At 65.3% G+C, this 12,618-nt stretch carries 9 protein-coding genes; 4 read left to right on the plus strand and 5 right to left on the minus strand.

Annotated elements, in window-relative coordinates:
* Positions 1-2: 2 nt before the first annotated feature.
* Positions 3-2,984, minus strand: a complete 2,982-nt coding sequence (locus G522_RS0108700; RefSeq protein ID WP_026790704.1) for an AsmA family protein — start codon at positions 2,982-2,984, stop codon at positions 3-5.
* A 237-nt stretch (positions 2,985-3,221) separates the two neighbouring features.
* On the opposite strand from G522_RS0108700, the gene phaR reads away from it, so the two are divergent.
* The gene (gene phaR, locus G522_RS0108705) at positions 3,222-3,791 is read left to right on the plus strand and encodes a polyhydroxyalkanoate synthesis repressor PhaR (RefSeq protein ID WP_026790705.1); all 570 of its coding nucleotides are present in this window, start codon (positions 3,222-3,224) and stop codon (positions 3,789-3,791) included.
* A 6-nt stretch (positions 3,792-3,797) separates the two neighbouring features.
* Here phaR and G522_RS0108710 read toward each other — a convergent pair whose 3' ends face one another.
* On the minus strand, positions 3,798-5,549 hold the full coding sequence (locus tag G522_RS0108710; RefSeq protein WP_026790706.1) for an EAL domain-containing protein: 1,752 nt from the start codon (positions 5,547-5,549) through the stop codon (positions 3,798-3,800).
* Between the two features lie 245 nt (positions 5,550-5,794).
* Here G522_RS0108710 and G522_RS0108715 point away from each other — a divergent pair, with 245 nt between their 5' ends.
* The gene (locus G522_RS0108715) at positions 5,795-6,178 is read left to right on the plus strand and encodes a hypothetical protein (RefSeq protein ID WP_026790707.1); all 384 of its coding nucleotides are present in this window, start codon (positions 5,795-5,797) and stop codon (positions 6,176-6,178) included.
* 99 nt (positions 6,179-6,277) lie between these two features.
* On the opposite strand, the gene rpmF is transcribed toward G522_RS0108715, so the two are convergent.
* The 3 genes from rpmF to putA form a co-directional block, all read right to left on the minus strand.
* Positions 6,278-6,460, minus strand: coding sequence for a 50S ribosomal protein L32 (gene rpmF, locus G522_RS0108720; protein WP_026790708.1), 183 nt, complete (start codon positions 6,458-6,460; stop codon positions 6,278-6,280).
* 189 nt (positions 6,461-6,649) lie between these two features.
* Complete coding sequence (locus tag G522_RS0108725) at positions 6,650-7,393, minus strand: biosynthetic peptidoglycan transglycosylase (RefSeq protein WP_026790709.1); 744 nt, start codon at positions 7,391-7,393, stop codon at positions 6,650-6,652.
* Between the two features lie 419 nt (positions 7,394-7,812).
* The gene (gene putA, locus G522_RS0108730) at positions 7,813-10,929 is read right to left on the minus strand and encodes a bifunctional proline dehydrogenase/L-glutamate gamma-semialdehyde dehydrogenase PutA (protein WP_026790710.1); all 3,117 of its coding nucleotides are present in this window, start codon (positions 10,927-10,929) and stop codon (positions 7,813-7,815) included.
* Positions 10,930-11,103: 174 nt separating this feature from the next.
* Between putA and G522_RS0108735 the strand changes: the two genes are divergently transcribed.
* Both G522_RS0108735 and G522_RS0108740 read left to right on the plus strand, forming a co-directional pair.
* Positions 11,104-11,607: an Lrp/AsnC ligand binding domain-containing protein gene (locus tag G522_RS0108735; protein WP_051228459.1), complete on the plus strand. Its 504-nt coding sequence runs from the start codon at positions 11,104-11,106 to the stop codon at positions 11,605-11,607.
* A 76-nt stretch (positions 11,608-11,683) separates the two neighbouring features.
* Positions 11,684-12,610 (plus strand): polyprenyl synthetase family protein, encoded by a 927-nt coding sequence (locus G522_RS0108740; protein WP_026790712.1) that lies wholly within the window; start codon positions 11,684-11,686, stop codon positions 12,608-12,610.
* Positions 12,611-12,618 lie beyond the last annotated feature (8 nt).

The raw sequence follows: 12,618 nt of genomic DNA on the forward strand, positions 1-12,618 counted from the left end.
CGTCAGGGAATGCAACGTCCGTCCCGCCCCGGTCGACAGGAGCCGGTTCGCGCACTCGTCGGCGCTACGCTGGCGGGCGTTCGTCCGAGTGCCCCAAGATCGAGCGGACCGCCTGCGAGGCCAGGCGAGCGAGCAGTCCCCTCTCCTCGCTGCGGTAGGGAGGCAAGGCTGGCCGGACGAACCGGCGGCAGAGGCGGAACGATCGCGGCTGGCGCAACGGCGGTAACAAGAGCTGCGGGCGCTACGGAGGCTTCGGGCGCTACGGATTCTTCCACCGGTTTTGGCGGTTCGGCAAGCTTGTCGATCATCGAGGTCATCGCGTCCGGCCCGACGGCTTCGAGCTTCGGCGCGGCATCGCCACCGATCAAGCGGGCGAAGCCGCCGGTCATGGCGGCGAGGTGCGCATAGCCGGCGGTGGGATCACCGATGAGGCCGGGAAGATCGGGATAAAGACGCGGCGCGGCCAGCGGGCCGACGACCGCCACCGGCGCTTCGAAATCCGGATAATCCTTCATCGTTGGCTTGAGGCGCAGGTCGAGCGCACCGCCCGCAAGGCCGAGTGTACCCGCCCCAGTGAGCTGGAGATTGCCGGCCGCGAAGGCGAGATTGTCGCCTGTCACCAAGCCCCTCACCAACTTCACATGGCCGGACAGTTTATCAAAACCGAAGCGTCCCCGATCCGACCCGAAACCGGTCTGCACCGAGTGGGCAAGCCTGCCGATCAGCGCCACCGGGTCAAGGCCGTCGAGAGTCCCATGGACGATGGAGAAATCGGCGCTCCCGGTTGCCGACTTGAAGAGATCATCGCGCTTCTTTCCCTCGGCACTGACATCGGCCGCAAGATTGATCTCACCGTCGGCAACGCTACCAATCAACGGCGCGAGGCTGGCAAGGCGTGCCCCCTCGAGCTTGCCCTTGAGCACGTAGGCCGGCCGATCCCCCGCCTTGACGGTCAGTGCCGCGGAACCGCTGCCGCCACCGAGCGACAGATGAGGAAGTCCGATCTCGGCGCCTTTGTCGCCAAGGTGAAGATCGACGGGGCCGCCAGCTGCCGCTACCGGACCGGCAGCGATCCGCGTCGCCTCGATGCGCAGGTCGGCATCGGTCGCTGTCCACAGCGGCCGGCTTGTTCCAGACAGCGCCTCGCCAAACGCACCGGCCAAGGCGGCGATATCGACGGTATCGCCACTGAGCCGGCCGGTCAGCCGGCTGCGATCGCCGGCCGTCGACAGGTCGAGCAGGCCGGCAAAGGCGCCATCGCCGAGTATCAACCGCGCGTCGGACAGCGTCATGCGTCCGGCGCCGGCTTCCAGCTGGCCATCCAGCGAGGCTTCCGCCGGCAGGCCGGCAACGCCAGCCAACATCGGCAATTGGCGACTGGCCAGCGTCAGGCTGCCGTTCGCCGAGAATGCCATGGGATCGATGTCGCCATCGAAGCCGGCGGACAGGATCGGCCCGTTAAGCCGAGCCTCGACCGGTGCCGCGCCCCCTTCGATCAACCGGCGCGGCGGCACCGCCGCTTCCAGGGCAATGACGCCCGATGGAGCGGTTGCCTGGCCGGTGAGCTGCGCCGGCTTGTCGAGACCGACCACAGAAAGATCGGCCGAAATCCCGGTCAGGGCCGGCAACACGATCCCGCTGGCAAGCGGAAGGCTGCCCAAGCGTCCGTCACGAAGCTGGCCGGCGCCATCGACGGCGATCGTTGCCGCCAGCTCATCGGTCGATCGGCCGTGCGCCGACAGGCGGAGATCAGCGGCAAGACGGCCGCTCAGCGGTGATGCGGCAAGACCTGCCAGGGATAAGACCTCCCCAACTTCGATGTCCTTTACGGCAAAGGAAGCACCAAGGCGTCGGCCGTCCCCGTCGGGGACAAGGTCGAGCCGGCTCGACAAGGTGCCTTTGCCCGCCATCGCATCGAACAGCGCGCCGAAGCGCCCCTCGCGGTCGACGGCCGTCAGACGAACGCCGTGGATCTGGCCGCCGGGAAGCGTAAGCTCGGCGAGCTTCAGATCGATTCCGGCGTCAAAGGGTGCATGGCCGCCAACGGGATCGAAGCCAAGGCGAGCGGCAAGCGCGGCGAGCGTCGCCAGCGATTGGGCCGGCAATCGTGCGAAATCGGCATGGAGATCGGCGGAAGCGCGCGGTGCACCGAGATCGAGCGCCGCGGACAGTCGGCCGCTGCTGCCCAAAACGGTTGCCGACGCATTGACCATTTCAGCCCGGCCGGACGACAGCGTAATGGCGCCGTTAAGCTCGACTGCCCCGGGCGCAACCGCAAAGGGGCCGCCGAGAGCGGCGGTATCCGGCACCGACAAATCGAGGCGCCCAGCAAAAGCGCCCCCTGCAACGCCGCCATCGAGACCGGCACTCAGCGCCGGAATGGTCAGTTGCGCCCGCATGGCGCCAGTCGTTCCCGCCTCTATCGTCAACGACAGCGGCGTGTCGTGCAGCATCGTTTTGAAAATCAGCCGGTCGCCGCTGTCGGTACGGGTCGCCGACACCGCAACCCCGTCGAGGCTGGCTTCCGCACCACCGGCGGAAATGACCAGTCGCCCATCGGTGGCCAGGAAATGCCGATCGGTTGCTCGGCTTGCCAGCTCGGTCAGCGCGCCGATAACTTTCGCCGGGTCGAGATCGCCACCCTTAACGGCGAGGCTGAGGGTCGGCCGCTCGACCGTCACGCTGGCGAGTTCGGCCGAACCGGACAGGAAAGGCAGCGGGTTGAGAGCAAGGAAAAGTCGGGCGGCATGCACATTGCCGAGACCATCCGGAAGGTCGATCGCAACGTCGCTGGCCACCACGGAGGGCGTCGGCAACAGCGTCAGATCGGCAGCCCCGTATTTGACGGCCGTACCGGTCTCCGCTTCGAAGGCAGCGATGGATGGCGCCACGAACTTATCGAGCGGAAATAGCGGCGCCATCGCCAGGCGTAACGCCAGGACGATCAACACCAGCCCCGACAAGGCGGTGACGACGCGAATCATTCCCCCCGACCCTCATGCCTCCAAGGCAAGCACCGGATTCCCCTCCGAACCGGTACAAGTTTATACAATACCAGCCCTTTCGGACTTTGGCATCCTTCTCCGACTATCCGATGGGAGAAGCCTTATTCCGCGCCGCAGAAAGGAATGACTGCAGGGCAAAAGACTTGGCTGCGGCGCACCATTACCCCTATGTTGGATAGACAGCGTTGAAGAACGACGACGTAGCAAGAGGCTCCGATGTCCAAGACGAGGCAGAGCACGGTTATTCGGAAATACGCCAACCGGCGGCTCTACGACACTGGCACCTCCAGCTACGTGACCCTGCAGGATCTCGCCGCCATGGTGCGCGCCAACACCGACTTTGTGGTGATCGACGCCCGCAGCGATCAGGACATTACCCATGAGGTGCTGACGCAGATCATTCTTGAGGAAGAAACGCGCGGGCCGCATCTCCTGCCGGTCAACTTCCTGCGGCAGCTCATCCGCTTCTACGGCGATGAATTGCAGGCCATGGTGCCCGCCTTCCTCGAATATTCCATCGGCCAGTTTGCCCGCGAGCAGGGCAAGATGCGCGGCATCGCCGGCGAGGCTCTGGGCGCCTCCACCCTCAGCGAAAAGCTCGGCGAGCAGGTTCGGCTCAACGCCGAATCCTTCGAGCGCGCGGTGCGCGCCGCCCTGCCCGGCGAAGCTCCAGAGGAAGAGGCACCCCCGGCAGAAGGCCGAGCGGCCGATATCGACGCACTGCGCGACGAACTCGAAGCCATGCGGCGGCGGCTCGACCGGCTGGCGGCGCCCGAAATCAAATAGGTTCGATCAAGCTGGAGCCACGGCGAGTGGGCCGTGCAGCCAGCCGTCGTCATCGAGACCGTCGAGCACCGTGGCGCCCGGGCCGGCCCTGAGGCGCGGTTCGCCGATCAGCCGTCCCTGGAAAGCGGAAATGCCGAGCTCGGCCAGCAGCACGGCCGAAGCTTCGTCCTGGACGAATTCGGCAACGGTGCGAATGCCGAAATGGCTGGCCAGCGTGGTGAGCGCCCTGACGAACACCACGGCATCGGCGTCGCGGCCGATATCGCGGATGAAGGCGCCGTCGATCTTCAGCCAATCCGGCTTGATGTCGCGTAGCATCCTGAGCGAAGTATGGCCCGAGCCGAAGTCGTCGATGGCAATGCGGCAGCCGATGTCGCGCACCGTGGAGACCATATGCCGGAGGTCGTCGAGACGTGACAGTGCCGCCGTCTCGGTGATCTCGATGGTCAGTCGCTTCAGCGCATCGCCATCGCGGCGCGCCCCGGCCACCAGCATGCTGAGCCAGGCCGGATCGGCCAGTGTTTCCGGCGACACGTTGACTGAGAGCTTGAGCGACGGCGACGCCTGGAGATCGGCCATCACCAGCGTCAGCGCCCGCATGTCGAGCCGCCGGATCAAGCCGAGCTTTTCCGCCGCTTCCACATAGGGGCCACCGGAGACGATCTCTCCCGATGGCAGCGCCAGCCGGCTGAGAGCCTCGTAATAGATCACCGCCCGATCACCGGCACGGGCGATCGGCTGATAGGCCAGCACGAAGCGGTCCTCGGCAAGGCCACGCTGGATGGTCTCGGCGATCTCGACGTTGCGGCGTCGGAGGGCATCGCGGGCCGCCGACGGCTCATAAAGGGTGAGGCGGCGATCGATGTCGCGCCGGGCGTCGCCGAGCGCTTCCTCGGCGCGGTTGGCCGCCATGGCGCCGGACAGCGCATGCTGGGGCAGCATGACGGCTCCGATGGCGATATCGGCGCGTACGGCGGCACCGTCGCAGTCGATCGCCTCGCCGCGCACCGCGTCGCGGAAGCGTTCGGTGGCGATGATCAGTGCATGCTCGTCGCAGTCATTGAGAATGGCGCCGAACTTGTGCCCCGAGAACGAGCCGAATATGTCGCCCTGCCGCATGCGGCGAAGAATGCGTTCACCGGCGGCATCGATCACTCGATCACCGGCCTCGTAACCGAAATTGGCGTTGATCCGTCCGATGTCCAGCACGGCAATGATCAGGAATACCGCCGTGCCGCCCCCTGCCTCGAGCATCTTCAGCCGGTCATCGAGGCTTTGAAGCAGTTCGTCGCGATCGAGACGACGATCCGGTCCGTAAAGGCGGGCCGGGGCGACCATCTCCACATGGCGCGGCAGCACCCGCACCGTGCCACGCGCGCCAAGCGCCGGCTGGCCATCCGGGCCGAACCAGCTGCCGCTCTCTTCGATGCGCACACCCTGCGGCTTGCCGCCGCGCGGCATCAGATCGTAGACGATCCGGTAGTCGGGCCCGATGCGCTCGGCAGACAGCATGGGTGGCGGCGTTGCGGCAAGCCGCAGCGTTGCCGCTTGCGGCCCAATCAGACGCTGAAGCGCCCGGCCAGAAAGCGGCACTTCATAGCTTGGAAGATCGAGAACTTCGCCGGCGTTCGGCGACCAGCGAAGGCGGTCTTCGGCATAGTCGTGCTCGTAGGCAGCGACGCCCGCCGCAGCCATGGCTGCGCCGACGGCGCCACCGGCCAGCCCGTGCCCTTCGGAAGAAACGAGATCGTCATCCATCAGCCGCCGTCCTCGTCGTTTTGGAACACCTAGCGCAACACTCCCGCGACGGGAACCGGGATTTTGATCCTTCCCCACCATCCAGGCTGCGAAATGCCTGGGACACCGATCTATTTTCAATCCATCGTCTTGCGCATTAACCTTTTCTTAACCATTCTTGAAGGGTGGCGCGCCGGTTGCTCAGTAGTCTGCACGTCGGTTCACTTTGTGCCGAAACGGCACAGCCCCTTGAAAGGCCTGCGACAATGATCGGATCGGTCGGCTCCATCGGCGAAAGCGTCGGCAGCCAGCGTCTCGAAAAGACGCCTCGCCGCGCAGATGGTCGTTATGTCGAGGCGACCGAAGGCGCATCCGCCAGCGGCGAGCAGCAATTCGCCCTTGTCGATCTTCGCGCCGAACAACGGACTGAAACTTTCCGTCGCGCGACGACGATGCCGCCGAGCGATCCTGCCTCAGCGCCTTTCATCGCCCAGCTCGCCGCCCTCAATCTCGGCGACGCGGCCACCGGCGAGCGGCGCGTTCGCCGCGACCCCTCGCAGATCGTCACCCGGGCCGACGCGCTCTATCGCGATGGCTACCGCCGCGTGACCGATCTCGAGCCCGGCTTCTTCGGCACCGCCGAATACTGATCGCCTTCACTCTGGACAAAAACAAAAAGGCCGGCGCAAAGCACCGGCTCTTTTCAGGTCTATATGCCGGCCGCCGAAGACGGCCGAGCAAATCTCTTATCAGGCTTCCTTGGGCGCCAGGATCTGGCGGCCGCGGTACATGCCGGTCTTGAGATCGACGTGGTGAGGACGACGCAGCTCGCCCGAGGTCTTGTCTTCGACGTAGGTCGGCTGCTTCAGCGCATCGTGCGACCGACGCATGCCCCGCTTGGACGGCGAGGTCTTTCGCTTGGGAACTGCCATTGTCTTCTACTCCATCGCCCGCTCGGAAGGGGGAACCGCAATGGTCCATCATTCGGGCGCGCGGGCGCTCGTTCCTAAAGATGCGGCCTTATACAGACTGACGGCCCACTTTGCCAGTGCCTGCCCGGAAAAAAGTGCGCCCCTCCGTCGCAATCCCGATGGCAGCCGACCGATGGAGAAAGCCGCCCATCAAGGGGCAAGACATTCGATATAGGCGCCGGACTGGCTGACGCGGCGCTCGATGATGCGCGACAGCGTCTTCTGGGCCCGGCTTGGTTTCAGTGGGTTGCGGATGGCCGGGTTAGGCAAGGCCGCGGCAATCAGCGCCGCCTCATGCCGGTTCAGCTTCGAAGCTGACTTCTTGTAATAATACTGCGCCGCCGCCTCAACGCCGTAGACGTTGGGACCGAGCTCGGCGATGTTGAGATAGATTTCCAGCGTCCGTCGCTTCGACCAGACGACGTCGGCGTAGAGAGCCAGCGGAATTTCCAGCCCCTTGCGGATGTAGGAGCGCGACGGCCACAGGAAGACGTTCTTCACCGTCTGCATGGTGATGGTGCTGGCGCCACGGTTGGGGCCACCATCCCGGCTCAGGACTGAACGGAGCTGTGCCCAGTCGACACCATCATGGAAGCAGAACTGACCGTCCTCGCTCATGACGACGGCCTGCTTCATGCCGGGCGCAATATCGTCGAGATCGATCCATTGACGGCTGTAGCCCTGAAAGGTCAGGAGATCCCAGACCATCAACGTCGAAACTGGCCGGACGAACAGATAGATCGGCGTCAGCACAAATGGCAGGACAACCGCCACCGCTGCGGCGAGGGAAAGCCGTTTGAGCCAGATCCGCCAGCCAGCCCGCCTCACAGCCGCCGCCTCCTCGTCGCACGCCACCGGCTCGCCTTCGGCTACCGCCTCGCTCAGATCGCTCATGCCCCACCCGCCCTGTCCGTTTTCTCATAAACCAACGGCGTCAGCCGGGCAAACAAGGGAAAAGACGGCAATGGGAGACGACGATCGTCAACTCCAGCTGTCCGACTTCCAGGACTAACCGGTGAAAAGCCGCTCAAAGCGGCAAATGCCCGCTATTTGCACAAACATGCTATAAATTTGACATGGCGCAAATTGAGGCAACATGAGACCTTTGACTTGTGAGCGCTGCTTCGTCGGTCTTCCGTCTGGATCTTCCTCCTGATCCACGTGGCTCTCCAGCTTTCCTCCCAGAACTCAGGCCGGTAACCCCGGCCTGTTTTTTTGCGCCTTGCCCCCCGGAAGCCGTGCGCTGCGGTCGTCAAGAGAAAGGCCGAGGATTACTCCTCGGCCTTCCCTTCGCCCCCCACCATTATGTTCTGTCAGTCATCGCCCATGGCAACCAGCGTCGCGTTGCCGCCGGCCGCCGCCGTGTTGATCGACACCACCTGTTCCAGCGCGAAGCGGGTAAGGTAGTTGGGACCGCCCGCCTTGGGACCGGTGCCGGACAGCCCCGAGCCACCGAAGGGCTGCGAGCCGACCACCGCGCCGATCATGTTGCGGTTGACATAGACGTTGCCGACCGGCAGCCGATCGACGATGCGCTTCACCGTCGCCTCGATGCGGGAGTGAATGCCGAGCGTCAGGCCATAGCCGCTCGCTGCGATACCCTCGATCACCTTGTCGAGGTCCTTCGCCTTGTAGCGGACGATGTGCAGGACCGGTCCGAACACTTCCCGATCAAGCGCCGCCGCATTGGGGAGTTCGATGACGGTCGGCCCGAAATAGGTACCGTCGGCTAGCGCGCCCTCCGGCGTTTCACCATTGAACAGCACCCCTCCCTTACCCTGCCAGGCTGCCACGTGAACGGCGAGCTTTTCCGTCTGTTCGCGATCGATGATCGGACCGACATCGGTTTCCGGCCGTCGCGGATCGCCGACCTTGAGTTCAGCCGCCGCGCCGGTGACGAGGCCGATCATGTGGTCGGCAACGTCCTCCTGCACGAACAGCAGGCGAAGCGCCGAGCAGCGCTGGCCGGCCGAGCGGAAGGCCGAGGTGATGACGTCGTCGGTCACCTGCTCGCCAAGCGCCGTGGCATCGACGATCATGGCATTGAGGCCGCCGGTCTCGGCGATCAGCGGCACGATCGGCCCGCGCTTGGCGGCGAGCGCCCGGTTGATGGCAAAGGCGGTGTCCGTGGAGCCGGTAAAGGCGACGCCGGCAATACGCGGATCGGCGGTAAGTGCCGCGCCGGTCGTGCCGTCGCCAACCAGAAGCGCCAGCGCCGACACCGGCACGCCGGCCTCGTGCAGCAGCTTCACTGCCATGGCGCCGATGAGCGGCGTCTGCTCGGCAGGTTTGGCCACCACGGCATTGCCGGCGGCGAGCGCCGCTGCGGTTTGGCCCACGAAGATGGCCAGCGGGAAGTTCCAGGGCGCGATGGTGGCGAACACGCCGCGGCCGCGATAGCCGAGCCGATTTTCCTCGCCGGTCGGGCCGGGCATGGTGACGGGTGCCCCGAACAGACGCCGGGCCTCGGCAGCGTAATAGCGGCAGAAATCGACCGCCTCGCGGACCTCGGCAATACCGTCAGCCAGTGTCTTGCCCGCTTCGAGTGCCAGCACGGCTAGAAATGCCGGGAGGCGATCCTCAAGCAAATCGGCTGCCCGCTCGAGCACACCCGCCCGGATCTCGGCCGGCGTCTCGGACCATGCGCGGAAGCCGTCAGCCACCGAGGCGATTGCTTTCCTGGTGACGTCGGCATCGGCGTCGATAGCCCGGCCGATCTCCGTCTTGCCATCGATCGGCGACAAGAGACCGCGCGACGCGCCCGCCGCATCGTCGCCATTGATGATCGAGGCGGCTGTGCCGAAATGGCTGCCCACCATGGCGATGGCTTTCAGCAACGGTTCCAACGCCTGTTCGTCGGCGAGCTCCAGCCCACGCGAGTTGCGGCGCGCACCGAACAGGTCGGCAGGCAGCGGGATGCGGGCATGACGGGCGCGGTCGCCGCCAGCCAGAACGTCGGCGGGACGCTTGAGCAAGGTCGAGATCTCCACTTTGGCATCGCCGACGGCGGCGACGAAGGATGAGTTGGCGCCATTTTCCAGAAGGCGGCGAACGAGATAGGCGAGAAGATCCTTGTGGCCGCCGACCGGCGCATAGATGCGGCAGGGCTGGCCGTCCTTCTCCGTCACTTCGCGGTAGAGCGTGTCGCCCATGCCATGCAGCCGCTGGAACTCAAAATGCCGGTTGGTTCCGGCAATTTCCGACACTTCCGCCACCGTCAGCGCGTTGTGCGTGGCGAACTGGGGATAGAGGCGAGGTCGGGCGTTGAGCAGCTTCTCGGCACAGACGAGATAGGAAAGATCGGTCGACGCCTTGCGGGTGAACAGCGGATAGTCGGCAAGGCCGCGCTCCTGGCCCCGCTTCATCTCGGTGTCCCAATAGGCTCCCTTGACGAGGCGGACCATGAAGCGGCGGTTCAGGCTTTCGGCGAGATCGATCATGTAGTCGATCACCGCCGGCGCCCGCTTCTGATAGGCCTGCACGGCAAGGCCGAAGCCATCCCAGCCGGCGAGCGACGGATCGCTGGCGACGGCGGCGATCACGTCGAGCGACAGCTTCAGGCGGTCAGCCTCCTCGGCATCGACCGTCAGGTTGAGGTCGTAAGCCTTCGCCGCCCGCGACAGCTCCAAGAGCTTCGGCACCAGTTCGGCCATCACCCGCTCGGCATTCAGCGCCTCGTAGCGCGGATGCAGCGCCGACAGCTTGACCGAAATACCCGGCCGGGCCGGCAATGGTTCTGAGCCTGCCGATTTACCGATCGCCTCGATCGCCATGGCGTAATCGGCAAAATAGCGTGCCGCATCGGCAGCGGTGCGGGCGCCCTCGCCCAGCATATCGTAGGAGTGGCGGTAGCCCTTGCCGCCAAGACTGCGGGCGCGCGCAAGTGCCGCCTCGATCGAGGTACCCAGCACGAACTGATGGCCCATGATCTTCATAGCCTGCCGCGTGGCGGCGCGCACCGGCGGCATGCCCAGGCGCTTGACGAGGCCGGTGAAAACGTTCTCCGGCGTTTCGCCCGGCTGCAGCACGCGCGTGGTGACGCCCAGCGCCCAGCCGGACGCCGCGACCAGCCAGGGGTCCTCGCCCTTGCCATGGAAGCCGAAGGCGGCCGAAGCGAGCTTGTCCTCGATCAGCTTGTCGGCCGTGGCGCCATCGGGCACGCGGAGCAACGCCTCGGCCATCACCATGATGGCCAGGCCTTCGCGCGTCGTCAGCGAATAGGCTTTCAGGAAATCCTCGACGCCGCCGATCGCCGATTTGCCGTCGCGAATGGCGGTGATGAGGCGGCTGGCGTGCGCGTCGACACGCGCCCGCGCTTCTGGATCCTCAGGTCGGGTCGCCAGGAGACGGCGAACCACAACGGCCTCGTCTTCCGCATAGGGCGGCGAAAAGCGCGGAGCCCGGAGGGGCTCGGAAAGAACTGCGGACATCTGATCTCCGGAAGGTTGCTACCTTGATACGGCGGCTTCTGTTTATAATCCGCAGGATAGCAGCAGCCTTTCGGTGACAGTCTCCTTATTGAGGTATAGAATCGGGGCTATTCGCGGAATGAACCGTTCGCTTCCGTGAATCATCCGGATTTGCCTGTCTTGAGGGGGCTTGCAATGGCGGCAGCAGGGAGCGACCGTTCTCATCACGGCAAGGATATTCCGGGCCTCGATCGCATCGACCGCCGGATCCTTGCCGCGTTGCAGGAAGACGGCCGGATCACCAATCTGGAACTCGCCGAGAAGATCGGCATGTCTGCGACAGCCACTGCCGAACGCGTTAAACGACTATCGCGCGACGGTTTCATCATTGGTTATACGGCGCGCCTCGACCCGTTGCATCTCCAGCGTGGCCTTCTGGTCTTCGTCGAGATCAAGCTCGATCGCATGAACCCCGAGGTATTCACCACCTTTGCCACGGCGGTGAAAAAGGCGCCGGAGGTTCTTGAATGTCACCTGATTGCCGGTGGCTTCGACTATCTCGTCAAGGCGCGCGTCCGGGACATGGAAGCCTATCGCGAATTCCTGTCCGAGGTGCTGATGACGCTGCCGGGTGTGCGCGAAACTCACACCTATCCGGTCATGGAGGAGGTGAAAAACACCACCATGCTACCGGTGTGACGCACTTTCGGCAGCTTGACCAACCTGTCGGGCCGGCGCTACCACAGCGACCGTCTATTGCCCGACCGGAGCCCCGATGACCGCCGCCTTCGAGACCGCCCTCGCCGACTTTGCCTCCGTACTTGAGGCAGGTCTTGCGGCACGCCTGGACACGGCGCCCCAATCCGGCGAAATCGCCCGACCGGCACGGCTTGTTGAAGCCATGCGGCATGCCGTGCTCGCCGGTGGCAAGCGCCTCAGGCCATTTCTGCTGGTCGAAGTGGCGCGCCTTCTCAATCCTGGCCTGACCGTCGCAGCGCTGATGCCGGCGGCATCGGCCATCGAATGTCTGCACTGCTATTCGCTTGTTCATGACGACCTGCCGGCCATGGACGACGACGCGCTCCGGCGCGGTCGCCCCACCGTCCACGTCGCCTATGACGAGGCAACCGCCATTCTGGCCGGTGATGCCCTGCTGACGCTCGCCTTCGATCTGCTCGCCGATCCTGCCTGCCACGCCGATCCGGCGGTGCGGGCGGCGCTGGTGCTCGATCTCGCCCGCGCCGGCGGCCTCGGTGGCATGGTCGGCGGCCAGATGCTCGACCTTGCGGCGGAAGGCCGGTTCGGCGACGGCGCAGCCCCCAACGAGGCCGATATCCGCATATTGCAGGCCATGAAAACCGGCGCGCTGATCCGCGCCGCCACGGTGATGGGCGCCCGGCTCGGCGGCGCCACAGCGGAAGAGATCGGGCGTTTCAGCCGCTTCGGCGACATCCTGGGCCTTGCCTTCCAGCTCGCCGACGATCTGCTCGACGTCACCGCCACCGAGAGCGAGATGGGCAAGGCCGTGGCCAAAGACGCCGCCCATGGCAAGGGAACGCTGGTGGCGCGGCTTGGCATCAGTGCCGTGCGTTCGGAACTCGACCGGCTCGTTGCGGAAGCAACGGACCTGCTCGCGCCCTGGGGCGCTCGCTCCGAGACGCTCGCCGCCGCCGCGCACTTCGTCGCCGAGAGGCGACGCTGATCCCAGAG

It is taken from the genome of Pleomorphomonas oryzae DSM 16300 (assembly GCF_000422965.1).
GTDB classification, from domain to species: Bacteria; Pseudomonadota; Alphaproteobacteria; order Rhizobiales; family Pleomorphomonadaceae; genus Pleomorphomonas; species Pleomorphomonas oryzae.